The organism is Neoroseomonas oryzicola (genome assembly GCF_012163135.1).
In the GTDB taxonomy this organism is placed as follows: domain Bacteria; phylum Pseudomonadota; class Alphaproteobacteria; order Acetobacterales; family Acetobacteraceae; genus Neoroseomonas; species Neoroseomonas oryzicola.
In genome coordinates this window covers 351,972-377,619 of record NZ_JAAVUP010000004.1, presented here as the reverse complement: position 1 = coordinate 377,619, position 25,648 = coordinate 351,972, and the positions used below count along the sequence as shown (strand labels likewise).

The window sequence follows — 25,648 nt, the reverse complement described above, 5'->3', positions numbered from 1 at the left end:
CAGGGGATGCTGGAATGCCTTGCGCGCCCTGTAAACTGGCCGATATTCCGACCGATGCTCGGTTTCGTCATCCAGCGCCTGCTCCAGGCCGCGCTCGTCATGCTGGCGATGTCGGCGCTGGTCTTCGTCGGCGTCTATGCCATCGGCAACCCGATCGACGTGCTGATCTCCCCCGACGCGACGCAGGACATCCGGGCCGAGGCGATCCGCCGGCTCGGGCTCGACCTGCCGCTCTGGCAGCAATACCTGGCCTTCCTGGGGCGGCTGCTGCGAGGGGATTTCGGGACCTCCTTCGTCTTCGGCATGCCGGTGCTGGACCTGATCCTGTCGCGCCTGCCGGCGACGCTGGAACTCGCACTCGCCGCGGTGCTGATCGGCACGCTGGTGGGGGTGCCGCTCGGCGTCTATGCGGGCTACCGGCCCGACAGCCCGGTGGCGCGGGCGATCATGGCGGTCTCGGTGCTGGGCTTCTCGGTGCCGACCTTCTGGGTCGGGCTGATCCTGATCCTGACCTTCGCGGTGAACCTCGACTGGCTGCCGGCGGGGGATCGCGGGCCGACGGTGCAGGTCTTGGGCATCGGCTGGTCCTTCCTGACGCTGGAAGGCCTGTCCTTCCTGCTGCTGCCGGCGCTGAACCTCAGCCTGTTCAAGCTCGCGATGATGATCCGCCTGTCGCGGGCCGGCACGCGGGAGGCGATGCTGACCGACACGGTGAAGTTTGCCCGCGCGGCCGGGCTGAAGGACCGGACCATCCTGCGCCGGCACGTGCTGCGGCTGATCTCCATCCCGATCGTCACGGTGTTCGGGCTCGAACTCGGATCGACGCTCGCCTTCGCCGTGGTGACCGAGACGATCTTCTCCTGGCCCGGCGTGGGCAAGCTGATCATCGATTCCATCACCTCGCTCGACCGGCCGGTGATGGTCGCCTACCTGGTGCTGGTGGCCTTCCTGTTCGTGACGATCAACCTGGTGGTCGATCTCTCCTACGCGCTGCTCGACCCGCGGCTGCGCCGGCACGGGGCGGCGGCATGAACGCCTTCTGGCGCGAATACGCCGAGAACAAGGTGGCGCTTGCCGCCGCGCTGATTGTGCTGGTCATCGTCGGCGCGGCGCTCTCGGCGCCTTGGATCGCGCCGCAGGATCCCTACGACCTCGCCGGGCTGAACCTGATGGATGCGCGGCGGCCGCCGGGCTTCGTCGGATCGAACGGCTATCCGCATCTGCTGGGCACGGACGCGCAGGGACGCGACCTGTTCTCGGCGATCCTCTATGGGCTGCGCATCTCGCTGCAGATGGGCGTCGCGGCGGGGCTGGTGGCGCTGTCCATCGGCGCGCTGCTCGGCATCCTCGCCGCCCAGGCGGGGGGCTGGATCGAAACCGCCATCATGCGGGTGGTGGACCTGCAACTGTCCTTCCCGGCGATCCTCCTGGCGCTGGTGCTGGTCGCCGTGCTCGGGCAGGGCAAGTCGCAATTAGTGATCGCGCTGGTCGCGGCGCAGTACGCTTATTTTGCGCGCACCGCCTATGGCGCGGCAAGCGCGGAACGCCGCAAGGACTATGTCGAGGCCGCCGCGGCGACGCCGCTCGGCACGCTGCACATCGTCTTCCGCCACATCCTGCCCAACGTCCTGCCGCCGCTGATCGTGGTGGCGACCGTGCAGGTGGCGAACGCCATCTCGCTCGAGGCGACGCTGTCCTTCCTGGGCCTTGGCCTGCCGCCGACGGAACCGTCGCTCGGCATGCTCATCGCCAACGGCTTCCAGTACATGATGAGTGGCCGCTACTGGATCTCGGTCTATCCGGGCCTCGCGCTGATCGTGCTCATCGTCGGCATCAACCTGGTCGGCGACCAGCTGCGCGACCAGACCAACCCGAGGCTCAGACGATGACCGCTCCGCGGAGGGGCCGATGAGCGCCCCGCTGCTCGAGGTCACAGACCTGCGGACGCATTTCCTCACCCGCGCGGGGGTGGCGAAGGCGGTGGACGGCGTGTCCTTCAGCCTCGCGTCCGGGGAGATCCTCGGCCTCGTGGGGGAAAGCGGGTCGGGCAAGTCGGTCACCGGCTTCTCGCTGATCGGCCTGGTCGATCCGCCGGGGAAGATCGTCGGCGGATCCATCCGCTTCGCCGGGCGCGACCTGGTCGGCCTGCCGCCCGAGGAGATGCGCGCCCTGCGCGGCCGCCGCATCGCCATGGTCTTCCAGGACCCGCAGGCGACGCTGAACCCGGTGCTGACCATCGGGCAGCAGATGGCCCTCGCGCTGCAGGCCCATGCGCGGGTTTCCGACCGCGCGGCGGCCGAACGCGCCGCCGCCATGCTGGCCCGCGTCGGCATCCCCGAGGCCGCCACGCGCCTGTCCAACTACCCGCACGAGTTCTCGGGCGGCATGCGCCAGCGCGTCGCCATCGCCATGGCGCTGCTGAACGGGCCGGAGCTGATCGTGGCGGACGAGCCGACCACCGCGCTCGACGTCTCGATCCAGGCGCAGATCCTCGCCGAGATGAAGGCGCTGGCGCGCGAGAGCGGCACGGCGCTGATCTGGATCAGCCACGACCTCGCGACCGTCTCCTCCCTCGCGGACCGCGTGCTGGTCATGTACGCCGGCCGCATCGTCGAAAGCGGTCCGGTCGGCGAGGTGCTGCGCGCCCCGCGGCATCCCTACACGCGTGGCCTGCTCGACAGCCTGCCGGCGATGGCCGAGCCGGGGCAGCGCCTGCGCCAGATCCCCGGCACCGCGCCCTCGCTGCTCGCCCTGTCGCCGGGATGCCCCTTCGCGCCGCGCTGCCCGCGCGCGGATGCCGACTGCGATGCGCCGCCGCCGCGCGTGGAGGCGGATGGCCGCCTCTTCCTCTGCCACCATCCGCTGGAGGCGGCGGCATGACCGCGCTGGTGGAAGCCCGCGCGCTGACGCGCCGCTTCGATCCGCGCCTGACCATCGGCGACCGCATCGCCGCCGCCTTCGGCGCGACCGTCGAGACGCGCCCGGTGCGCGCCGTCTCCGACGTCTCCTTCGCCATCCGCAAGGGCGAGACGCTCGGCCTGGTGGGCGAATCCGGATGCGGCAAGTCGACGCTCGGGCGCATGGTCGCCGGCATCCTGCCGCCGAGCGGCGGGGCGATCAGCGTCGATGGCCAGCCCGTCATGCGCGGCGGGCACAAGACCACGACGCGCATCCAGACCGTCTTCCAGGACCCCTTCGCCTCGCTCAACCCGCGCCGACGCATCGGGGCAACGATCAGCGAGGGACCGATCGCGCATGGCCTCGTCACCCGCGCGGCCGCACCCGCCTTCGTGGCCGACTGGCTCACGCGCGTCGGCCTCGACCCCGCGGTCGCGACGCGCTTCCCGCACCAGTTCTCCGGCGGGCAGCGCCAGCGCGTGGCGATCGCCCGCGCGCTCGCGATGCGGCCGGAAATCCTGGTGTGCGACGAGCCGGTCGCCTCGCTCGACGTGTCGATCCAGGCGCAGATCCTCAACCTCTTCCTCGACCTGCGCGCGGCGCTGGGGCTGACCTGCCTGTTCATCTCGCACGACCTGTCCGTCGTGCGGCACGTCTCGGACCGCGTCGCGATCATGTACCTGGGACGGATCGTGGAGATCGGGGCGGCCGCGCGGATCTACGCCGCGCCGCGGCATCCCTACACGCAGGCCCTGCTCGACAGCGTGCCGAAGCTGCGGCTGGACGCAGCGAGCGTCGAGTTCCGCCCGATCGCGGGCGAGCTCCCTTCCCCGCTCTCCCCGCCCGAAGGCTGCGCCTTCCACCCGCGCTGCCCGCGCGCGAGCGATCTCTGCCGGCGCGAACGCCCCGTGCTGACGGCGCAGCCGGATGGCACCGAGGTCGCCTGCCACCACGCCTGAGGAGGCGCCTACCCGTCTTCCGAGCGGATGCCGGCGGCGGAGATGACCTCGGCGAAGCGCGCCTCGGAGTCCGCCAGGCTGCGTTCGAATTCGGCGGGGGTGCTGGCGTGGATGACGAAGCCCAGCGCCTCGAGCCGCGCCTTCACGCCCGCGTCGGCCAGCGCATCGCGCCATGCCGAGTACAGCGCGGCGACGACCGGATCGGGCGTGCCCGCCGGCACCAGCGCGCCCTGGGTGCTCGGCACGTCGAAGCCCGGCGCGACGCTCTCGGCGAAGGACGGCGTGTCCGGCAGCGCCGGATCGCGCGCCAGCGTCGAGACCGCGAGCGGCACCAGCCGCCCTTCCCTCACATGCGTCGTCACCGCCGGCAGGGTGATGATCATCGCATCCACCTGTCCCGCCAGCAGGTCGAGCGTCGCCGGCCCGCCGCCGCGATAGGGCACGTGGGTCACCTTCAGGCCGAGCTGCCGGTTCACCATCTCGCTGATGATGTGCGCGATGCCGCCGATGCCGGGCACGGCCAGCGTCACCCGCTCGCCGCGCGTCCGCAGCGCCGCGACATAGTCCTGCACGCTGCGCAGCCCCGAGCGCGGATGCGTCACCAGCAGCTGCGCCGCGCTGATCGTCATGGTCACCGCGCGCAGGTTCGCTCGCGCCCGGCCCTGGCGGGCACTGAGCAGGATGTCCTGCAGCACGATGCCGTCGCCCGAGCCGACCAGCAGCGTATGCCCGTCCGGCGCGGCGCGCCCGACCTGCATGGCCGCGACGCGGCCTGCGGCGCCGCCCTGGTTCTCCACCACCACCGCCTGGCCGAGCCGCTGGGCGAGCAGCGGCTGCGCCGCCCGCGCATGGATGTCGAGCGTGCCGCCCGGCGCGGCCGCGACGACGATCCGGACCGGCTGGGTCGGCCGCCACTCCGCCGGCTGGGCCAGCGCGGGCCCCGCCAGCGCAGCGCCGCCCGCAGCCAGCAGATGCCGCCGATGCAACCTGATGTCGTCGGGCATGGTCCCGCGCGTTCCTGTCCGTTTCCCCGGACGAAGCCTAGGTGGCGCCATGCGCCCGAGGCAATGCCAGGGGGGATGCCAGGCGCGCCGCTTCCGCTATCCTCCCCGCAAAGCAGTCAGGGGACGGAACAGTGAGCGACAGCCAGCGCGAAGCCGACTACGTGATCCTGGGCGGGGGTTCCGCCGGCTGCGTGATGGCCGCCAGGCTGTCCGAGGACCCCAACGCCAAGGTCATCCTGCTCGAGGCCGGGCCCTGGGACCGCAACCCCTGGATCCACATCCCGATGGGCTTCGCGCGGCTCTACGTCACGCGGAAGTTCGACTGGAACTACCAGACCGAGGCCGAGCCGGAGCTGAACGGGCGCAGCCTCTACTGGCCGCGCGGGCGCGTCATCGGCGGGTCGGGCAGCGTCAACGGCCTGGTCTTCCTGCGCGGCTCGCCGCGCGACTACGACCGCTGGGCGCAGTCCGGCGCGCGCGGCTGGTCCTACGAGGACTGCCTGCCCTCCTTCAAGAAGCTCGAAACCTTCGCGGGGCCCGAGAGCGAGTACCGCGGCAAGGACGGCCCGGTGCAGATCGGCGAGGTGCCCGAGCCCTCCCCCGGCTGCCGCGCCTTCGTCGAGGCCTGCGAGCGCCTCGGCTTCACGCGCAACCCCGACAACAACGGCGAGTGGTTCGAGGGCGTGGCGCCGAACCAGCTCAACGTCCATCGCGGCTGGCGCTGGTCGCCGGCGACGGCCTACCTCAAGCCCGCGCTCGGGCGACCGAACCTCGTGGTGCACACCGAACGCCTCGGCCAGCGCATCCTGGTCAAGGATGGCCGCGCCATCGGCGTGGTCGTGCGTGGCCCCGAGGGCGACGAGACCTATCTCGCGCGGCGGGAGGTCATCCTCTGCGCCGGTGCGATCGAAAGCCCGAAGCTGCTGATGCTCTCGGGCATCGGCGACGGCGCGGCGCTGCAGGGGATGGGCATCCCGGTCGCGGTGAACGCGCCGGAGGTCGGCAAGAACCTGCAGGACCACTTCATGATCCGCTACGCCTTCCGCACCAAGCCCTGCGGGACGCTGAACGAGATCATGGCGAACCCGGTGCGCGCGGCGGGCCTCGGCCTGGGGTGGTTCCTGCGCGGGAAGAACCAGATGGCCGTCGGCGCGTCCGAGGCGAGCCTGTTCGCCCGCGTGCTGCCGGGGTCGGAAGAACCGGAGGTGCAGTTCCAGTTCGTGAACTTCAGCCTCGGCGACCAGTCGAAGGGTGCGAGCTCCCTCGCGAAATACCCCGGCTTCACCTTCAATTTCTGCGTCTGCCGCCCGGACAGCCGCGGGGAGCTGACGCTGCGCGCGCCGTCCGCCGACATCAAGCCGGTGATCCGCGCGAACTACCTCAGCGCGGCATCCGACATCCGCATCATGCTGGAAAGCGCGAAACTCGGCCGGCGCATCGCCGCGACCGAGCCCTTCGCGAACCTGATCGAGCGGGAGGAATTCCCCGGCCCCGCCACCGAGAGCGAGGACCAGGTGCTGGACTACATCCGCGCCAATGGCGCGACCGTCTACCACCCCTGCGGCACGAACCGGATGGGATCGGACGATCGATCCGTGGTGGATCCGGAGTTGCGCGTGCGTGGCGTGACGGGGCTGCGGGTCGCGGATGCCTCGGTTTTCCCGCTGGTGCCGTCATCGAACATCCACCCCGCCGTGCTGATGCTGGCGGAAAAGGCCGCGGACATCGTCAAGCGCGCGGCCTGAGCCGCAGCACCGGTAGGGCGAGCAGCGCCAGCGCCGCGGCGAGCAGGAAGACCTCCCGGTAGGCGGCAAGGAAGGCGGCCGCCGGCGCGGCGCCGCCGGCCACGAAGGCCGCCTCCCGCACGCCGAGCAGCAGCATCAGCAGCGAGGCCGCGGCGACGACGCCGAGGGTGCGCGTCAGCGTGGTCAGGCTTCCGGCGACGCCGCGATCCTCCCGCCGCATCGTCGCCGTCACGGCATCGGTATAGGCGAGGGTGAAGAGGCCGGTGCCGATGCCCTGCACCGCCAGCGTCACCATGAGCACCGGCACCGCCGTGCCGGCACCCCAGGTCGCGATGCCGAGCAACCCCGCCGCGGTCAGCCCCGCGCCCGTCAGCACCACGGCCCGCGCCCCGAAGCGCGGCACCGCCCAGCCGCCGAGCGAGGCCCCGAGTACGGCCCCGCCATGGCTCGCCGCCAGCATGACGCCGAGGGCGAGCGCGGACAGCCCCGCAACGCGCACAAGGTAGAAGGGTCCCACCAGCATCACCGCGAAGGCGGCGAAGTTCACCATGGCGTTGGCGAGGTTCAGCGCCGCGAAGCCCGGTCGCCGAAACAGGCCCAGGTCGATGATGGGTCGCGCGGCGCGCCCGCTCTGCCACAGGAAGCCAGCCGAGGTCCCGACCGCGATCACGGCGAGCAGCAGCGCGACCGGGGCCGGCGCACGGTTCACCGCGAGCAGCGCCGTCGCGACGGTGGTGGTCAGCAGCACCGCGCCCGCGGCGTCGAAGGGCTCGCGCGCTTTGGCGACGGGTGCGGCGGGCAACCCGCGCGCCAGCCACAACGCGGCAAGCGCCAGCGGCACGCGGAACCAATAGACCCCCTGCCAGTCCATCGCCTGCACCAGCACGCCGCCGAGCAGCGGGCCGCTCGCCTGCGCCGCCGCGAAGCCGGTCGCATAGGCCGCGAGCGCCTTCACGCGCATCCCTTCAGGAAAAAGGTTCGCGGCGAGCGCCGGCCCGCATCCGATGGCGAGCGCCGCGCCGATCCCCTGCAGCACCCGCGCACCGAGCAGCGCGCCATAGGTCGGCGACAGCGCGCAGAGCGCGAGCGCCACCGCCGACCAGGCGAGCCCGATGCGAAAGACCCGCGCATGGCCGAAGATGTCGCCGATCCGCCCGACCGCAAGCATCAGGCTGCCATAGGTCAGCACGTAGCAGATCGGGATCCACTGGATCGCCGCCACCTCCAGCCCGAAGGCGGCGACGATCGCGGGGAAGGCGACGTTCACCGAACTGTCCAGCGGCACGATCGCGGTGCCGAGGAAGATCGGCAGCAGCCGGACCAGGTCGCGCGGGGTCATCGCCGCGCGGTCAGTCGACCGCGAGCAGTTCCACTTCGAACAGCAGCGTCGCGTTGGGAGGGATGACGCCGCCGGCGCCGCGCGCGCCGTAGCCCTGCTCGGGCGGAATCACCAGCGTGCGCTGGCCGCCGACCTTCATGCCGGCGAAGCCGTTGTCCCAGCCCTGGATGACGTAGCCGGCGCCGAGCTCGAAGCTGAAGGGATCGCCACGGTCGCGCGAGCTGTCGAACTTGCGGCCCTTGTTGTCCGGCGCCTCGGGGTCGAAGAGCCAGCCGGTGTAGTGCACGGTGACGGTGCGGCCCGCGGTCGCTTCCTCACCCGTGCCGATGAGCGTGTCGGTCATGGCGTGTTCTCCCTGCCGATGAGTGTGACGGGGATGCTCTACATCCTCGGCGGGCCGCCGTCATCGGCCCCGCGTTCGCGCAGCGCGCCGAGGATGGCGCGCGGCAGGTCACCCTCGAACAGCGCATCGGCCGCGACGGGCAGACGGCGGCGCCAGTTGGGGCGCTCGCGATCGGTGCCGGGCAGGTTCACGCCGATGCGCTCGCCGGCGAGATCCTCGGCCTGGACGAGCATCAGCGCGCTCGGCGCCGCGGCGACGAAGCCGTGCACGGCGGCGGCGGCCTGAGGGCCATAGGGTCGGTCCGAGATGCCGCAGGCGGCGCAGAGCGCGGCGCGGTCGCGTGCGCGGTCCTGCAGCGCAGGTTCCGCGGCGGCTAGGCCGAGGGCCGCGCGTTCGGCGATCTCCGCGCCTTCCCACCAGCCGGCGAGCGGCGCGAGGTCGTGGGTGGAGACGCAAGCGGCGGCCGAGGCCGGCCAGGTCCGCGGGTCGCGGAAGCCGGTGCCGTCGCGCTCGAACCACAGCACGCGATAGGCGAGCACGCCGGCAGCGGACAGGCGGTCGGTGAAGCCCTCGGGCACGGTGCCGAGCGCCTCCCCGACCACGGCGCAGCCGGCCGCGCGGCTTTCGCGCGCCAGGGTCGCGAGCATCCCGGCGCCATCGCCATGCAGGTAGCAGCCTTCGGAAGCCCGGGCACCCGCCGGCACGACGAAAAGCCGCTCGAGCCCCATCGCGTGATCGAGCCGCATCGCCCGCGCATGCCGCATATTGGCCGCGAGCAGCGCGGCGAAGCCGGCATGGCCCGAGGCCTCGGACGCGTGCGGGTTCGGCACCGGCAGGCCCCAGACCTGGCCCTCGGCCGAGAAGGGATCGGGCGGCGCGCCGATCGAGAAACCATCCAGGAAGGCCCCGGGCTGGGACCAGGTTTCAGCTCCGTCCGGGGCGGCGCCGACGGCGAGGTCGCGATAGAGGCCAGGCCCGGCCGCAGCGGCCGCGGCGAGTTGCCGGTCGCAGAACCATTGCAGCGCGGAGTGGAAGCGGATGGCGTCGGCCTGTTCGGCGCGGAAGCGCGCAACGGCGAGATCGGCCGGATGCGCAAGGCCGGACGGCCAGGCACCGCGCGGTCCATGGCGGTCGGCGAGCGCGGCGAAGGTGCAGAAATCCGCGAGCGCCGAATCGTCCAGCGCGCGGAGGGCGGCATGATCGGCCGGCAGCGCGCGGAAGGCGGCCTCGAGCACGCCGCGCTTCGCCGTCCAGACGGAGGGATAGTCGACCAGCGCGCCGCCACGCAGCGCCGCGAAGACGGGTTCGGCCGCGGCAAGCGCCGCGCGCACGGCGGGCGCGCCGCCGACATCGGGCAGCGCCGTGACGTCGAGCAGCACGGGTTCGAGGAAGCGCCGGTCAGAGGGTTGGTAGGGGCTGGCGCGCTCGCGCTCGACCGGCATCAGCGCGTGGGGCGGGCTGAGGCCGATCAGCGCCGCGCCGCGCACACCCGCCGCGGCGGCGAGGCGCGCGAGCGCGCCATAGTCGCCGATCCCCTGGTCCGCCGCATGGCGCAGCGCGAAGGTCTGCGCGACGACGCCGAAGCGGCGGCCTTCCGGGGGCGGTGCGCAATGGCCGATGGTGGGCGCCGTCGCGCGCCGGGTGGCTCGGCGGCGGGCGAGGCTGTCGCGCGCCTGGATCGCGGTTTCCGCTGGCAGGTCGAGCGCGCCGAGCAGCGCGCGCAGCGTGCCCTCGGGCACCGCATGGCGCGTGCCGGCGATGTCGTGCCAGGCCGTCGCGATCCCGGCGGCTGCGGCGAGTTCGGCCAGCAGCGCCGTATCGGGGGCGGTGGCGGCTCGCGGCGCGGAAGGTGCTTCCGCGCACCAGGCGACGGACCGCGGCGCGAGCGGCAGCGGACCGCGGACCTCGCCCTCCCGCGCCGGATCGGCGCTGTCGGCGATCAGCGTCCAGCAATGCCCCGCGCGTGGCGGCGGCAGGTGCAGCGTCGCCTCGGTCTGGTCGCCGTGCAGCACGACCAATACGCGATCGCCCGCGGCATGGAACAATGCCACGACGCTGCGCGCGCCCGGATGCATCCAGTCACCGTCAGTCATCGGCCCGCCATCGAGGCGCAGCCAGCGCACATCGGCGTCACTGCCCGCATCGACCGCGCCGGTCAGCGGCGCCGCGGAGGCGAGTGCGGGATGCCGGCGGCGCGCGGCGACGAGACGTGCCGTGAACTCGACGAGCGCGTCATCGGCGGCGGTCCAGTCGAACCAGGACAGCGCATCGTCCTGGCACCAGGCGTTGTTGTTGCCCTGCTGGCTGCGCCCGGCCTCGTCGCCCATGGAGAGCATCGGCGTGCCGCGCGCGGCGAGCAGCGTCGCCAGCAGCGCCCGCACATCCGCCTTTCGCCGCGCGAGGATGGCAGGATCGTCGGTCGCACCTTCGACGCCGTTATTCCAGGACAGGTTCTCGCCCGCGCCGTCGCGGTTGCCCTCGCCATTCGCCGCATTGTGCTTCCGCGCGTGGCTGACGAGGTCGGCCAGCGTGAAGCCGTCATGTGACGTGACGAAGTTCACGCTCTCGGTCGCGGGGCGCGTGCCGAAGACGTCGCGCGATCCCGCGAAGCGCGTCGCGAAGCCGCCGAGGCTGCCGGCATCGCCGCGCCAGAAGCGGCGCGTCTCGTCGCGGAAGCGGTCGTTCCACTCGCCCCAGCCCGGCGGAAAGGCGCCGAGGCGATAGCCGCCATGCCCGACATCCCAGGGCTCGGCGATGATCCAACGATCCGCGAGCAGCGGGTCCTGGCGCATCGCCTGCAGCAGCGGTGCCAGCGGATCGAAGCCTCCCGCCCGCCGCCCCAGCGTCGTCGCGAGGTCGAGCCGCAACCCCGCCAGGCCCGCCTGCGACACCCAGTGCCGCATCGCATCCATGGCGAGCCGCAAGGGCCAGGGATGATCGAGGGCGAGGCTGTTGCCGCAGCCGGTCTCGTTCGCGTAGCGCCCGGGTGCGCCGGGCCGGGTGCGATACCAGGCGGCATCGCCAAGGCCGCGCAGCGAGAGCGTCGGCCCGTGCTCGTCGCCCTCCCCCGAATGGTTCAGGACGATGTCGAGGATGGTGCCGATCCCGGCCTCGGCCAGGGCGGCGACGGCGGCGCGGACGTCTGCCATGCCACCGGGCGCGAGGCGCGGATCGGGCGCCAGCCAGCCGACCGTGTTGTAGCCCCAGTAGTTGGTGAGCCCGAGCGGCGGCAGGTGGCGCTCATCCACCCAGGCCGCGCAGGGCATGAGCTCGACATGCGTGATGCCGAGGCGCCGCAGATGCGCAATCGCCGCCGGATGCGCGAGGCCTGCAAAGGTGCCGCGGATCGCTTCGGGGATCGCGGGATGGGTGCGGGTGGAGCCGCGGACATGCAGTTCGTAGACGACGCGCCCGCCCGTGATTCGCGGCGGCGCGACGGGCGGCAGCATCGCGGCCAGCACGGCCTTCGGCATGGCTGCGGCGGTGTCGGCGCCAGGTTCGAACATGGCGGGCGCGAGGGCGAAGGGCCGGTCGATGGCGCGCGCCCAGGGGTCGAGCAGCAGCTTCGCAGGGTCGAAGTGCTGTTCCGTCGGGCCAAGCGCGCGCAGGCCGTAGCGCGCGCCCTCCGTCAGGGCCGGCGCGAAGCCGTGGAAGACGTCGCCGGTGCGGCCGGGCAGGCGCCAGCGCGCTGTCTCGCGTTCTCCCGCCGCGTCGAACAGGCAGAGATCGATCGCCGTCGCGCCGGGCGCGGGGATGGCGATATTCGCCCCGCCCTCGACGAGGTGGACGCCGAGCGGCGTCGGCGCCCCCTCATCCATGCCGCGCGGCGATCCCCTTCAGCAGCGCGGCGTAGCGCTTCGCCGACGGCCCCCAGGACACGTCGGTCGCCATGCCGCGCGCCCGTATCGCGCGCCAGGTCGGCGCATCGCGGAACAGGGCCAAGGCGCGCCGCAGCCCGGCGGCGAGCGCATCCGCGCGCCCCGGCGCCACCTGCACGCCCGTCGCGCATCCCGCGGCAAGCGCCATCGGGCTGGCGTCGATGATGGTGTCCGCCAGCCCACCGGTCCGCGCGACGACCGGCGGCGCCCCGTAGCGCAGCGCCGAGAGTTGGACGAGCCCGCAGGGTTCGAAGCGCGACGGCACGACCATCGCATCCGCACCGCCATAGACCTGCCGCGCACGGCCCTCGTCGAAGCCGATGAAGACGCCGGCACGACCCGGATGTGCCGCGGCGAAGGCGTTGCAGGCTTGTTCCAGCGCCGCATCGCCCGATCCGATCAGCGCGAGCTGCGCACCGCCGTCCATCAGGACGCGCGCGGCCTCGAGCAATAGGTCCGCGCCCTTCTGCCAGGCGAGCCGCCCGATGAAGGCGAACAGCGGCACGTCCGGATCCACGGCCAGTCCGAAGGCCTTCTGCACCGCGGCCTTGTTCATCGCGCGCGGCGCCGTGTCAGCCGCGGAGAAGCGTGCGGCGAGGTGGCGATCCGTCTCAGGGTTCCAATCCACCACGTCGAGCCCGTTGAGGATGCCGTGCAGGTCGCCCGCGCGTCCGCGCAGCAGACCGTCGAGGCCCATGCCGCCTTCCGGCGTCAGGATCTCCTCGGCATAGGACGGCGAGACCGTGTTGATCGCGTCCGCGAACCATAGCCCCGCCTTCAGGAAGCCGACCGCGCCGTAGTATTCGAGGCCTTCTCGCGCGAAGGCCTGCGGCGGCAGGCCGAGCGTGGGGAAGACGCTCGCCGGGAACTTCCCCTGGAATGCCATGTTGTGGATGGTGAAGAGGCAGGGGATGCGCTTCGGCGCGAAGCGCAGATAGGCCGGCACCAGCCCCGCCTGCCAGTCATGCGCATGCACCGCCGAGACGCCGACATGCTGCGCGGCAAGCGCGGCGGCGCTGGCGAAGGCGGCGAAGCGGATGGCGTTGTCGCCCCATTCCCCGCCGCCCGGCGCGACATAGGGACCGCCCGGCCGGTCGAACAGGTGCGGCGCATCGAGCACCAGCAGGTCGAGCCCCGCCTCGCGCGCCGCGAGCACCCGTGCTGCACCGCCGAAATGCCGCGGCAGGTCGAGCACCACGCGCGGCTTCGCAAGCGCGCTCATCACCGCGCGATAGCCCGGCAGCATGGTGCGGACCGACACGTCCTCCTGCGCCAGCGCCGCGGGCAGCGCGCCGGCGGCGTCCGCCAGCCCGCCGGTCTTGATGAGCGGATAGGCCTCGGAGGTGACGGCCAGGACCTCGAAACCCATGGGTCAGGCGAGCCTGTCGATCATCGCCTGGGTGATCAGGCAGATGCCGGATTCGGTGCGGCGGAAGCGCGCGGCGTCGTCGACCGGATCCTCGCCCACCACCAGCCCGTCGGGGATCGCCACGCCGCGATCCACGATCACGTTCATCAGCCGCGCGCCGCGGCCGACGCTGACATTGGGCAGCACCACCGCGCCGTGCAGCGCGGCGTAGGAATGCAGGTGCGTCCCGGTCGAGAGCAGCGAATGCCGCACCCGCGCCCCCGAGACGATGCACCCGCCGGAGACGAGGGAGGAGACCGCCTCGCCGCGCCGTCCGTCCTCGTCATGGACGAACTTCGCCGGCGGCGTGACCTCCGCATGCGTCCAGATCGGCCATTCGCGGTCGTAGAGGTCGAGCTCGGGCACGATCTCGGTCAGGTCGATATTGGCCTGCCAATAGGCGTCGACGGTGCCGACGTCGCGCCAATAGGGCGCGGCCTCCGCACCCGATCGCACGCAGGACCGTTCGAAGCGATGCGCGAAGGCGCGGCCGTGCTGCACGATCCAGGGGATCAGGTCCTTGCCGAAATCATGCGTCGAGTCCGCATCCTCATGGTCGCGGCGCAGCTGGTCGGCGAGGAACTTCAGGTCGAAGACATAGATGCCCATCGAGGCGAGCGAATGATCGGGCTGCCCGGGGATCGGCGGCGGGTCGGCCGGCTTCTCGACGAAGGCCGTGATGCGGTCCGCCGCGTCGATGTGCATGACGCCGAAGCCGGACGCCTCGGCACGCGGGACAGTGATGCAGCCAACGGTGACGTCGGCGCCCGTCTCGACATGCTGGGCGAGCATCTTCTCGTAGTCCATCTTGTAGACGTGGTCGCCCGCGAGGATGACCATGAAGCGCGGCGCATAGTCCTCGATGATGTCGAGGTTCTGGAACACCGCATCCGCCGTGCCGAGATACCAGGAGCGTTCGTCGACGCGCTGGCTGGCGGGCAGGATATCGAAGGTCTCGTTGCGTTCGGGCCGCAGGAAGTTCCAGCCGCGCTGCAGGTGGCGGATCAGGCTGTGCGCCTTGTACTGCGTCGCGACCGCGATGCGGCGGATGCCGGAATTCAGCGCATTGGACAGCGCGAAGTCGATGATGCGCGACTTGCCGCCGAAATAGACCGCCGGCTTGGCGCGACGGTCGGTCAGTTCCAGCAGCCGCGACCCGCGCCCACCGGCGAGGACATAGGCCATGGCATGGCGCGCATAGGGCGGGCCTACGGTCGGGCGGTCATCCGGCATCACGCGAACCCCCATTGTGTGTTGTCCGCATCATGCATCCCCGGGCGCGGTCCAGGAAACCGGTTCGAGGTAGAGCGCGCCGAGCGGCGGCAGGTCGATCGCCGCCGAGGCGGGCAATCCGTGCAGCGGGTCGGCGGTCGCGACCACCTCCCCTGCCGCGCCGGCGCCGCTGCCGCCATAGGCGCCGCCATCCGTGTTCAGCACCACGCGCCAGGCGCCCGCGACCGGCAGGCCGATGCGGTAGCCCTGGCGCGGCAGCGGGGTGAAGTTGGTCACCACCGCGACCGGCGGGCCGCCGGCGCCGTCGAAGCGCAGCCAGGAGAAGACGGAGTTGCCCGCGTCGTCGGCCTCGATCCAGCGGAAGCCTTCGGGTTCGCAGTCGCGCGCATGCAGGGCGGGACGGTCGCGGTGCAGCCGGTTCAACGCGCGCACCAGGTCCTGCAGGCCGCGATGCGGCGCGTGCTGCAGCAGCCACCAGTCACATTCGCGCTCCTCGGACCATTCGCGCCAGGGGCCGAACTCCTGGCCCATGAACAGCAGCTTCTTGCCCGGATGCCCCCACATATGCGCGTAGAGGCAGCGCAGCGTCGCGAAGCGCTGCCAGTCGTCGCCGGGCAGCCGGCCGAGCAGCGTGCCCTTGCCGTGCACCACCTCGTCATGGCTGAGCGGCAGGATGAAGGCCTCGTTCCACGCATACATCAGGCCGAAGGTGACGAGGTCGTGGTGCCAGCGCCGGTGCACCGCCTCCTTCGCCACGTAGCGCAGCGTGTCGTTCATCCAGCCCATGTTCCACTTGAAGCGGAAGCCGAGGCCGGTGCCGCCCGGCGGCGCCGTGATGCCGGGCCAGGCGGAAGCTTCCTCGGCGCAGGTCAGCGCGCCCGGCGCCTCCCGCGCGATGAGCGCGTTGACGTGCTGGAGGAAGGCGACGGCCTCGCGGTTGACGTTGCTGCCGTCCTCGTTGGGCGCCCAGCCGTCCGGCGGGCGGTCGTAGTCGAGGTAGAGCATCGACGACACGGCATCCACGCGCAGCCCGTCGGCGTGGTAGCGGTTCAGCCAGAACAGCGCGTTCGCCGCGAGGAAGGCCGCGACCTCCTTCCGTCCGAAATCGAACACCGCGGTTCCCCAGCCGGGCAGGAAGCCGCGCCGCGGGTCGGGATGCTCGTAGAGCGGCCCGCCGTCGAAGCGCGCGAGGCCCGGCGCGTCGAGCGGGAAATGCGCCGGAACCCAGTCGAGGATGACGCCGATCCCCGCCGCATGGGCTCGGTCGATCAGCCGCGCCAGGCCCTCGGGCGGCCCGTGCCGCGCCGTGACGGCATAGAGGCCGATCGGCTGGTAGCCCCAGGAGGCATCGAGCGGATGCTCGCTGATGGGCATCAGCTCGACATGGGTGAAGCCGAGGTCGGCGACGTAGGGGATCAACGCGTCCGCGAGTTCGTCCCAGCTGTAGAAGCGGCCATCGGGATGGCGGCGCCAGGATCCGGCATGGACCTCGTAGATCGTCATCGGCGCGCGGCGAGCGTCGACCTTGGCGCGCCGCGCCATCCATCCGGCGTCGGCCCAGGCATGGCGATCGGTGCGGGCGACGACCGAAGCCGTCGCCGGTCGCAGTTCCGCCGCGAAGCCGAAGGGATCGGCCTTCAGCGGACAGACCGCGCCGTCGCGGCCGAGGATCTCGTACTTGTAGCGCACGCCCTCGGCGAGGCCGGGGAGGAAGATCTCCCACAAGCCGGAATCGACGCGCTTGCGCATCGGGTGGCGCCGCCCGTCCCAGGCGTTGAAGTCGCCGACGACCGAGACGCGCCGCGCCTCCGGCGCCCAGACCGCGAAGCGCACGCCCGCCGCGCCTTCATGGTCGCAGGGATGCGCGCCGAGCCGGGCGAAGAGCCGCGCATGGGTGCCCTCGACCAGGAGATGGTCGTCGAGCGGCCCCAGCGTCGGGCCGAAGGCGTAGGGATCGAGGAACTCCCAGGTATCGTCGCCGCGGGTCGCCCGCAGGCGATAGGCGCGGGGCCGCGCGGCACCAGGCCGAAAGCCTTCGAAGAAACCGGCCTCGGAGCGGCGCTCGAGCGGCCAGGCGTCGTCGCCCACCAGCGCGGTGAGCGTGTCGGCCCCCGGGACGAAGGCGCGGATGACAATGCCGCCAGCCACCTCGTGCGGCCCGAGCAGCGCGAAGGGATCCTCGTGGCGCGCGGCGAGGATCGCGGCGATGGCCTCGTCCCCGGCGTGCCATCCGGTCATGGCGCGACGGGCACGTTCCAGATCTCGCCCGCATATTCGGCGATGGAGCGGTCCGAGGAGAACCAGCCCATCCCCGCCGTGTTCAGCACCGCCTCGCGCCGCCAGGCCTGCGGGTCGCGATAGAGCAGCGCCGCGCGCGTCTGCGCCGCGAGGTAGGAGTCGAAATCCGCGGCCACCATGAACCAGTCCTCGGCCGTCAGGCTGTCGACCAGCGGGCGGTAGCGGCCGTGGTCGTCCGGCGAGAAGACCCCGCCGCCGATCGCATCGAGCACTTCCCCGAGGCAGTCCGAGGCCGCGACCGCCGTCTCGCCACGCCAGCCATTGGCGCGCCGCTCGGCCACCTCGGCGGCCGAGAGGCCGAAGAGAAACAGGTGCTCGCACCCGATATGCTCCGCCATCTCGACCGTCGCGCCGTCCAGGGTGCCGATGGTCAGCGCCCCGTTCAGCGCAAGCTTCATGTTGCCGGTGCCCGACGCCTCCATGCCGGCCGTCGAGATCTGCTCCGACAGGTCGGCCGCCGGCACGATCACCTCGGCCGCGGAGACGTTGTAGTTGGGCAGGAAGGCAACCTTGAGCAGCCCGCGCACCGAGGGGTCGCGGTTGACCACCCGCGCGACGTCGCAGGCGAGCTTGATGATCAGCTTGGCGCGGTGGTAGCCGGGCGCCGCCTTGCCGGAGAAGACCTTCACCACCGGCGTCCAGTCGCGCATCGGCTGGGCGCGCATCGCCTCGTAAAGTGCGACCGTCTGCAGCACGTTGAGCAGTTGCCGCTTGTATTCGTGGATGCGCTTGATCTGCACGTCGAACAGCGCGCCGGGATCGACGCGCACGCCGATCTGTTCCCGGATGCGCAGCGCGAGCGCTTCCTTGTTCGCCCGCTTCACCGCGGCGAAGCGGCCCTGGAACACGGCATCGCCGGCCAGCGCGCGGAGTTCCGCCAGCGCCTCGGGCGCGTCCAGCACGCGCGGCCCCAGAGCGTCGACCAGTAGCGCCGTCAGCCCGGGATTGCACTGCATCAGCCAGCGGCGGAAGGACACGCCATTGGTCTTGTTCACGATCCGCCCGGGGAAAAGGCCGTTCAGGTCGTGGAACACCGTCTGGCGCATCAGGTCCGTATGCAGGGCCGAGACGCCGTTGACCTTGTGCGAGCCGACAAAGGCGAGCTGCCCCATGCGCACGCGCCGCCCGTGGTCCTCCCCGATCAGGGAGACCGAGGCGAGCAGCCGGTCGTCGCCCGGATGCGCCGCGCGCACGGCATCGAGGTGCTCGGCATTGATGCGGTAGATGATCTGCATGTGGCGCGGCAGCAGCCGCTCCATCAGCGGCACCGGCCAGGTCTCCAGCGCCTCGGGCAGCAGGGTGTGGTTGGTGTAGGAGAGTGCGGCGCAGGTGATGCGCCAGGCTTCCGCCCAGGGCAGCTCGTGCTCGTCGACGAGAAGGCGCATCAGTTCCGCGACGGCGATCGCGGGATGCGTATCGTTCAGCTGGATCGCGACGTGGTCGGCGAGGTTCGCGACCGAGGGCTCCGCGCGCAGGTGCCGCCGCAGCAGGTCCTGCAGCGCGGCCGAGGTGAAGAAGTATTCCTGGCGCAGCCGAAGTTCCTGCCCCGCCGGGCTGTCGTCCGACGGATACAGGACCTTGGAGATCGCCTCCGCGCGCACCTGCTCGGCCAGCGCGCCGAGATGGTCGCCGCGGTTGAAGGCATCGAGGCGCATCGGATCCGGCGCGCGGGCGCGCCACAGGCGCAGATGGTTCACCTGCTTCCCGCGCCAGCCGACCACCGGCGTGTCGTAGGCGACGGCGTCGACCGTCTCGCCGGGATGCCAACGATGGCGCGGTTCGCCGTCATGCCCGTTCTCGGTCGCCACCTCCCCGCCGAAGCCGATGCGGTGGCGGATCTCGGGACGGGCGAATTCCCAGGGGTTGCCGAACGTCAGCCAGTCCTCGGGGTATTCCTGCTGCCAGCCCTCGCGGATGATCTGGCGGAACAGCCCGTGATCGTAGCGGATGCCGTAGCCGAAGGCGGGGATGCCGAGGCTCGACATGCTCTCGAGGAAGCAGGCCGCGAGCCGCCCGAGGCCGCCATTGCCGAGCGCCGCATCGGGTTCGGCAAGACGCGCCTGGTCCAGCGTGACGCCGAGTTCGGCGAGCGCGGCGCGCAATTCCTCGGTCAGGCCGAGATTCGAGATGTTCTCCCGCAACAGCCGCCCGATCAGGAACTCGAGCGACAGGTAGTAGACCGTCTTGCCCGAGGCGGCGGGGCGATCGCGCATCTGGGCGAGGAAGCGGTCCACCACATGGTCGCGCACGGCGAGCGCGGTCGCCATGAACCAGTCGCGATCGCGCGCCTCGGAGGCAGCCTTGCCGAGGGTATAGGTCAGCTTGCGCAGGATCAGGTCGCGCAACGCCGAGACCTCGGCGGTGGCGGGGGCGGCGGCGGCAACGGAGGTGTTCAGGGCTGGTCTCCGGAGGGTCGATCCATCCTGATACCAGACCATGTTGTGCAGGTGCGAGAAAAGGCCGGCGATGGTCGTCGCCGGCCTGCCTTCGTCAGCCCTGAGGAATGAAGCGCCTGGCCTGTGCGTCGTAATCCCCGTAGCCGAGCAGCGTGCGCAGTTCCGGGGGCGGCAGGGCCATGGGCGATTCCGCCTCCCCCGCGTTCAGCGCGGCGAGCCCGGCCTTGATGCCGGCCGCGACCGGGGAGAGCAGCCCGGTCGGATAGGTGCCGATCTTGAAGCCGAGCTCCGCCGCCCGCTTGCGGTCCGGCGTGGCGCGCGGGGCGCCGGGCGAGAGCACCGCGAAGGACGGGCGCCCCTTGGCGGCCGCGACGGCGCGGCGGATCTCCTCGTCATCTGCGGGGCTGTCTAGGAAGAGGATGTCGGCCCCTTCCTCGACGAACATCTCGATGCGGGCCACCGCCTCGTCGATGCCGGCGGTCGGGCGGCAATCGGTCCGCGCGAGGACGAGGATGCCGGACTCCTTCGCGGCCTCGACCGCGGCCCGGACCTTCATGCGCGCTTCCTCCCGCGGCAGGCAGGGCTTGCCGGCGGCGGTCAGGGCGCGCGGGGTGATCTTGTCCTCGATGAGGATGGCGGCGGCACCGGCGCGGCCATAGGCGCGGACGGTGCGCTGCACGTTCATCGGATTGCCGTAGCCATGGTCGCCATCGGCCAGCACCAGCAGGTCCGGCGCGGCGCCATGCACCATGTTGAAGCTGTCGAACATCTCCGCGAAGGTCACGAGGTCGAGGTCCGGACCGCCGAGGCGGCTCGCCGCCACGCAGGACCCCGACAGGAAGGCGGTCTGGAAGCCGGCCGCGGCCGTCATCTTGGCCGTCAGCCCATCCCAGACGGCAGGCATGACGACGAAGTCGGGCCGCGCCAGCAGGGCGCGCATGCGTTCGGGGGCGGTCATCGGGCGTTTCCTCGCGTGGTTCGCGCCCGCATCCGAGCATGGCGCGGGCCCCGCGCGAACCCCCGGGGCTGGGCAGGCCCGCCTCGCCATGGAAGCATGCGCGCCAAGAGATGGAGGAATCGCGCCATGTCCGAGAAGGTCGCGCTCGTCACGGGATCCGGCCGCGGCATAGGCCTCGCCACAACGCGGCGCTTCCTCGCCGAGGGCTGGCGCGTCGCGCTGCTCGACATCGACGGGGAGCTGCTCGGCCACGCCATGGCGGAACTGGCGCGGCCGGAGGAGACGCTGGCGCTGCATTGCGACGTCGCGGACGTAGCTGGCGTGCAGGCCGCGGTGCGGCGCGCGGCGGCGCATTTCGGGCGGCTGGACGCGCTCGTGAACAACGCCGGCACCGCCGTGTTCAAGCCGATCCTGGAAACCACGCCCGACGAATGGGCGCGCGTGCTGGCGGTGAACCTGACCGGGCCCTTCCTCGCGACCCAGGCGGCGGCGCCGATCATGGCCGAGACCGGCGGCGGGGCGGTGGTGAACATCACCTCCATCTCCGGCCTGCGGGCGTCGACGCTGCGCGTGGCCTACGGGACGTCCAAGGCGGGGCTTGCGCATCTGACGAAGCAGCAGGCGGTGGAACTCGCCGCGCTCGGCATCCGCGTGAATGCGGTGGCCCCCGGGCCCGTGGACACGGCAATGGCCAAGGCGGTGCACACGCCGGAGATCCGCCGCGACTACCACGACACCATCCCGCTCAACCGCTATGGGCTCGAGACGGAGCTCGCCGAGGCGATCTTCTTCCTCTGCTCCGACCGCGCCTCCTATCTCACCGGGCAGGTCATCGCGGTCGATGGCGGTTTCGACGCGACCGGCATCGGCCTGCCGACGCTGCGGGCGGAGCGGCGGAACCTCTAGCCGGCCTGGATCGCCGCGATCATCGCCATCGCCTCCGGCGGCAGCGGGCCCTTGGCGATGGCGGCAACCGCGTGGTCGAGCTCGGCGATGCTGGAGGTACCGACGATCGCGGTCGAGATCTCCCTGGGCATGGCGGCATAGCGCAGCGCGAGTTCCACCAGGTCCGCCGCATGGCCCGCCTGGATGACCGGCAGCAGGCGCCGCGCCGCGGCAACATCGGCGGCGTAGGTGACGCCGGAGGCAATCGGCGCGACGTTCGGCACGCCGAGCGGGCTGCGCGCCTCCGACCCGCTCAGCGCGCCGCCGGCGATGATGCGGATCGCCATCACGCCCACATCGACCGAGGCCGCATGGCGGATGCAGCCGCCAAGATCCGGCATCGCCGATCCCGCGGGCAACGGCGCCACGCCGCTCGGGTTCAGCACGTTGTAGGGCATCTGCGCGGTGGAAAAGCCGCCCTGGTCCAGCACGCGGCGGATCTCCGGCGCCTCGCCGAGGCCGGTGATGCCGTAGAAGCGGAACTTGCCCTGGTCCCTCAGCCGCTGCAGCACGGGAACCGCCTCGTTCAGGATCCGCTCGGCGGTGAAGGTCGGCGGCGCGCCGTCGCGCGTGATCGGTTCGTGCAGGTGGAGGATATCGACGCTGTCGCGGCCGAGCCGCGCAAGGCTCGCCTCGACCGAGGCGACGATCGCGCCGCCGATGTCGCCGCGCTGCTCGCCGCGGATGCGCACCTTCGTCGCGACCGTGACCTTGGCGTCCAGCGCCTTCAGCGCGCGGCCGAGATTGGTCTCCGACACGCCATCCCCATAGGCGGCGGCGGTATCGAAATAGGTGATGCCCTGGTCGATGGCGCGGCCGATGGCGCGGTCCTGCTCGGCGGCCGTGCCCTTGACCATCAGCCCGCCGATAGCGCCGCAGCCATAGCCGAGGACCGAGACCATGATGCCGGTCCGGCCCAGACGTCGCTGTTCCATCGTTCCGTCGTTCCCTCTCTCGGCGGGGATGCTGCGCCACGGGCGCGGGCACGACAAGCACGCGGCCTTGCCGCGGTCGCTTACGGATGCAAGGCTTCCCGCAACGGCCGCCAGTGCCGACGGGAGGATGGTTCGCATGCTGTCACGCCGCCTGCTGCTCGCCGCGCCGGCCCTTGCCGCGCTGCACCGCCCTGCGCTGGCCGCCTATCCCGACCGGCCGATCCGTGTGATCGTCCCCTTCGCCGCCGGCGGCAACACCGACATCCTTGCGCGGATCCTCGCCACCCCGATGGCCGAGCGGCTCGGCCGGCCGATGGTCATCGAGAACCGCACCGGCGCGGGTGGCAGCGTCGGCGCAGAACTCGTCGCGAAGGCGGCGCCTGATGGCTACACGCTGCTGTTCGGCGCCGGTGGCCCGCTGACCGCGAACCCGGTGCTGCAGGCGAATCTCGGCTACGACGTGGAGCGCGACTTCCGCCCGATCGGCCTGGTCGGCATCCTGCCAATGATCTGCCAGGTCAGCGCCCGCACGCAGGCGCGATCGCTGACCGAGCTGATCGCCCTGATGCGCGCGCGGCCCGGCGCGATCACGGTCGGCACGCCGGGCAGCGGCAGCGCGGCGCATCTGGCACTCGAACTGCTGATGGCGGGCGCGAATGTCCGCGCGACGCATGTGCCCTATCGCGGCGGCAGCGCGATGATCCCGGACCTCATCACCGGCACGGTCGATGCGGGAATGGTGGAACTGCCCTCTGCCCTGCCGCAGCATCGCGACGGCACGGCGCCCATCATCGGCATCGCGACGATGGAGCGCTCGTCCGTCATCCCGAACGTTCAGACCTTCATCGAGGCCGGCCTGCCCGGCTTCACCGCCGGCAGCTATGGCGGCCTGCTGGCCCCGGCGGGCGTGCCGGCGGAGGTCACGACGGCGCTGAGCACCGCCTTCCGCGCGACGCTGCAGGAGCCCGCGGTGGTCTCCCGCATCGCCGAGGTCGGCGCCATCCCCGGCGCCCCGGCGCAGCGCACGCCCGAGGGCTTCGCCGCCTTCCTGAGCCAGGAACTGGCGAATGCCCGCCGCGCAGCGCAACTCGCGGGTCTGCGCCCGTCCTGACGAGGCTCAGTCTGCCGTCCAGCCGCCGTCCACCACCAGCGCGGACCCGGTCATCAGCGCCGAGGCATCGCTCGCCAGGAACAGGATCGCGCCCATCAAATCCTCGACCTGGCCGATGCGGCCGAGCTTGATCTTGGTCAGCACGCTCGCCTTGAAGGCGGCGTCCTCGAAGAAGGGCCTGGTCAGCGGCGTCTCGATGAAGGTCGGGCCGAGGGTGTTCACCCGGACGCCGTGCGGGGCGAGTTCCACCGCCATCGCCTTGGTCAGCCCCTCGATCGCCCATTTCGAGGCGCAGTAGATGGTGCGGTTCGCCGCACCGACATGGCCCATCTGGGACGAGACGTTGATGATCGACCCGCCACGCCCCGCCGCCAGCAGCCGCTTCGCAACGGCCTGGGCGAGGAAGAACGCCGCGCGCACATTGAGGTCCATCACCGCGTCGAAATCGTCATGCGTGACGTCGGCGAAGGGCTTCGGGCGATTGGTGCCGGCGTTGTTGACCAGCACCTCGAAAGGCTCGGCCGCTGCGATGGCGCGCGCAGCGGCTTCCGCATCCAGCACGTCGAGCACCAGCGTGTCAGCCGCGCCGCCGCGGGCGCGGATCGCATCCGCGGCCTCCTCGATCTCGCGCGCCGTGCGGGAGAGCAGCGTCACACGCGCCCCCGCATCCGCCAGCGCCGCGGCCGCGGCGAGACCGATGCCGCGTCCCGCACCGGAGACTAGCGCCCGCTTGCCGTCCAGTCGGAAGGACGGCGTCCTCGGCAGATCCATCGCTCAGTCCGCCGCGGTCGCGTAGGGGATGTTGCGCCCGCCATAGCGGCGCACCCGGATGTTCGCCTGCTCGGCATGCCCCGCGAAGCCCTCGAGCATGCAGAGGCGCGAGCAGTATTCGCCGATCATCGTCGCCGCCTCGTCCGTCAGCACGCGCTGGTAGGTGACGGTCTTGAGGAACTTCCCGACCCAGAGCCCACCCGTGTAGCGCGCGGCCTTCTTGGTCGGCAGGGTGTGGTTGGTGCCGATCACCTTGTCCCCGTAGGAGACATTGGTGCGCGGCCCGAGGAACAGCGCGCCGTAGTTGGTCATGTTGGCAAGGAAGTAGTCCGGGTCGCGCGTCATGACCTGGACATGCTCCGAGGCGATGCGGTCGGCCTCGCGCACCATCTCCTCCTCGCTGTCGCAGACGATGACCTCGCCGTAGTCCTCCCAGGCCTTCCGGGCGATGCCGGCGGTCGGCAGGATGGTCAGCAGGCGCTCGACCTCGGCCATCGTCTCCCGCGCCAGCTTCTCGGAATTGGTCAGCAGGATGGCGGGCGAGTTCGGCCCATGCTCCGCCTGGCCGAGCAGGTCGGTGGCGCAGAGCTCGCCATCCACCGTCTCGTCGGCGATCACCAGCGTCTCGGTCGGCCCGGCGAAAAGGTCGATGCCGACACGGCCGAACAACTGCCGCTTGGCCTCCGCGACGAAGGCATTGCCGGGCCCGACCAGCATGTCGACCGGATCGATGGTCTGCGTGCCGAGCGCCATCGCGCCGACCGCCTGGATCCCGCCGAGGCAGTAGATCACGTCGGCACCCGCCAGGTGCTGCGCGGCCACGATCGCCGGCGCGGGCTTGCCCTCGAAGGGCGGCGCGCAGGTGACGATGCGCTTGCAGCCCGCGACCTTCGCCGTGACCACCGACATGTGCGCGGACGCCAGCAGCGGATACTTCCCGCCCGGCACGTAGCAGCCGACCGAGTTCACCGGGATGTTCTTGTGGCCGAGCACCACGCCCGGCAGGGTCTCGACCTCGATGTCGCGCAGCGCGTCCTTCTGGTGCTGCGCGAAGTTGCGCACCTGCTCCTGCGCGAAGCGGATGTCGTCCAGGTCGCGCGCCGAGAGCTGCGACAGGCAGTCCTTGATCTCGGCATCGGTCAGGCGGAAATCCGTGCGGTCCCACTTGTCGAACCGGATCGACATCTCCCGCACCGCAGCATCGCCGCGGGCCGCGATGTCGGCGAGGATTCCCTCGACCGTCGCGCGAACCTTCGCGTCGTCCTCGGCGCGGGCTTCCGCGTCGCGGCCCTTCTTCAGATGGCGAGCCATGGCGTCCTCCTGCTGCGTTGCGGCAAAGGCGTAGCGGGCGGGGGGCGCCTGTCAACCGCCGCGGCCCCTGGTCGGGACTCCCGCGGCAGCCTAACATCGCCCCATGTGCGATCGGA

The 25,648-nt window shown here is 71.7% G+C and carries 19 protein-coding genes; 7 read left to right on the top strand and 12 right to left on the bottom strand.

Features of this window, described 5'->3' with window-relative positions:
- Positions 1-54 precede the first annotated feature (54 nt).
- From GWK15_RS16640 to GWK15_RS16625, 4 genes are read left to right on the top strand one after another with little or no spacing between them, the layout of a single operon-like run.
- Positions 55-1,032 (top strand): ABC transporter permease, encoded by a 978-nt coding sequence (locus GWK15_RS16640; protein ID WP_168042466.1) that lies wholly within the window; start codon positions 55-57, stop codon positions 1,030-1,032.
- Entirely contained in the window at positions 1,029-1,889 is an 861-nt protein-coding gene (locus tag GWK15_RS16635) for an ABC transporter permease (RefSeq protein ID WP_168042465.1), read from the top strand. Before GWK15_RS16640 ends, GWK15_RS16635 begins: the two co-directional genes overlap by 4 nt.
- Positions 1,890-1,908: 19 nt before the next feature.
- Positions 1,909-2,880: an ABC transporter ATP-binding protein gene (locus GWK15_RS16630; protein ID WP_168042464.1), complete on the top strand. Its 972-nt coding sequence runs from the start codon at positions 1,909-1,911 to the stop codon at positions 2,878-2,880.
- Entirely contained in the window at positions 2,877-3,857 is a 981-nt protein-coding gene (locus tag GWK15_RS16625; RefSeq protein ID WP_209442242.1) for an ABC transporter ATP-binding protein, read from the top strand. Before GWK15_RS16630 ends, GWK15_RS16625 begins: the two co-directional genes overlap by 4 nt.
- A gap of 8 nt (positions 3,858-3,865) precedes the next feature.
- Here GWK15_RS16625 and GWK15_RS16620 read toward each other — a convergent pair whose 3' ends face one another.
- Positions 3,866-4,861 carry a Bug family tripartite tricarboxylate transporter substrate binding protein gene (locus GWK15_RS16620; RefSeq protein ID WP_168042462.1) on the bottom strand — a complete coding sequence of 332 codons (996 nt, stop codon included), beginning with the start codon at positions 4,859-4,861 and terminating at the stop codon, positions 3,866-3,868.
- A 131-nt stretch (positions 4,862-4,992) separates the two neighbouring features.
- Between GWK15_RS16620 and GWK15_RS16615 the strand changes: the two genes are divergently transcribed.
- Positions 4,993-6,606 carry a GMC family oxidoreductase gene (locus GWK15_RS16615; protein ID WP_338147272.1) on the top strand — a complete coding sequence of 538 codons (1,614 nt, stop codon included), beginning with the start codon at positions 4,993-4,995 and terminating at the stop codon, positions 6,604-6,606.
- Here the strand turns inward: GWK15_RS16615 and GWK15_RS16610 are convergent.
- The 8 genes from GWK15_RS16610 to GWK15_RS16575 are packed head-to-tail and all read right to left on the bottom strand — an operon-like array spanning position 6,590 to position 20,459.
- Complete coding sequence (locus tag GWK15_RS16610; RefSeq protein ID WP_168042461.1) at positions 6,590-7,945, bottom strand: MFS transporter; 1,356 nt, start codon at positions 7,943-7,945, stop codon at positions 6,590-6,592. The two genes, GWK15_RS16615 and GWK15_RS16610, sit on opposite strands and share 17 nt — an antisense overlap.
- 10 nt (positions 7,946-7,955) lie before the next feature.
- A complete protein-coding gene (locus tag GWK15_RS16605) occupies positions 7,956-8,288 on the bottom strand; it encodes an FKBP-type peptidyl-prolyl cis-trans isomerase (RefSeq protein WP_168042460.1) in 333 nt (110 codons plus the stop codon).
- Between the two features lie 38 nt (positions 8,289-8,326).
- Positions 8,327-12,106: a glycogen debranching protein GlgX gene (gene glgX, locus GWK15_RS16600; protein ID WP_168042459.1), complete on the bottom strand. Its 3,780-nt coding sequence runs from the start codon at positions 12,104-12,106 to the stop codon at positions 8,327-8,329.
- Positions 12,099-13,535, bottom strand: coding sequence for a glycogen synthase GlgA (gene glgA, locus GWK15_RS16595; protein WP_168042458.1), 1,437 nt, complete (start codon positions 13,533-13,535; stop codon positions 12,099-12,101). Before glgA ends, glgX begins: the two co-directional genes overlap by 8 nt.
- 3 nt (positions 13,536-13,538) lie before the next feature.
- Complete coding sequence (gene glgC / locus GWK15_RS16590) at positions 13,539-14,807, bottom strand: glucose-1-phosphate adenylyltransferase (RefSeq protein ID WP_168042457.1); 1,269 nt, start codon at positions 14,805-14,807, stop codon at positions 13,539-13,541.
- Positions 14,808-14,837: 30 nt separating this feature from the next.
- The gene (gene glgB, locus GWK15_RS16585) at positions 14,838-17,045 is read right to left on the bottom strand and encodes a 1,4-alpha-glucan branching protein GlgB (RefSeq protein WP_168042456.1); all 2,208 of its coding nucleotides are present in this window, start codon (positions 17,043-17,045) and stop codon (positions 14,838-14,840) included.
- A complete protein-coding gene (locus GWK15_RS16580; protein ID WP_168042455.1) occupies positions 17,042-19,543 on the bottom strand; it encodes a glycogen/starch/alpha-glucan phosphorylase in 2,502 nt (833 codons plus the stop codon). The genes glgB and GWK15_RS16580 overlap by 4 nt, the downstream gene beginning before the upstream one ends.
- Before the next feature lie 52 nt (positions 19,544-19,595).
- Positions 19,596-20,459 carry an isocitrate lyase/PEP mutase family protein gene (locus GWK15_RS16575; protein ID WP_168042454.1) on the bottom strand — a complete coding sequence of 288 codons (864 nt, stop codon included), beginning with the start codon at positions 20,457-20,459 and terminating at the stop codon, positions 19,596-19,598.
- Positions 20,460-20,585: 126 nt separating this feature from the next.
- Here GWK15_RS16575 and GWK15_RS16570 point away from each other — a divergent pair, with 126 nt between their 5' ends.
- A complete protein-coding gene (locus GWK15_RS16570) occupies positions 20,586-21,365 on the top strand; it encodes an SDR family NAD(P)-dependent oxidoreductase (protein WP_168042453.1) in 780 nt (259 codons plus the stop codon).
- Here GWK15_RS16570 and GWK15_RS16565 read toward each other — a convergent pair.
- The gene (locus GWK15_RS16565; protein WP_168042452.1) at positions 21,362-22,339 is read right to left on the bottom strand and encodes an aldo/keto reductase; all 978 of its coding nucleotides are present in this window, start codon (positions 22,337-22,339) and stop codon (positions 21,362-21,364) included. The genes GWK15_RS16570 and GWK15_RS16565 overlap by 4 nt on opposite strands.
- A gap of 136 nt (positions 22,340-22,475) precedes the next feature.
- Here GWK15_RS16565 and GWK15_RS16560 point away from each other — a divergent pair, with 136 nt between their 5' ends.
- The gene (locus GWK15_RS16560; protein WP_168042451.1) at positions 22,476-23,450 is read left to right on the top strand and encodes a Bug family tripartite tricarboxylate transporter substrate binding protein; all 975 of its coding nucleotides are present in this window, start codon (positions 22,476-22,478) and stop codon (positions 23,448-23,450) included.
- 6 nt (positions 23,451-23,456) lie between these two features.
- Here the strand turns inward: GWK15_RS16560 and GWK15_RS16555 are convergent, their stop codons facing one another.
- Both GWK15_RS16555 and hisD read right to left on the bottom strand, forming a co-directional pair.
- A complete protein-coding gene (locus GWK15_RS16555) occupies positions 23,457-24,221 on the bottom strand; it encodes an SDR family NAD(P)-dependent oxidoreductase (RefSeq protein WP_168042450.1) in 765 nt (254 codons plus the stop codon).
- Between the two features lie 3 nt (positions 24,222-24,224).
- Entirely contained in the window at positions 24,225-25,532 is a 1,308-nt protein-coding gene (gene hisD, locus GWK15_RS16550) for a histidinol dehydrogenase (protein ID WP_168042449.1), read from the bottom strand.
- Positions 25,533-25,648: the final 116 nt, after the last annotated feature.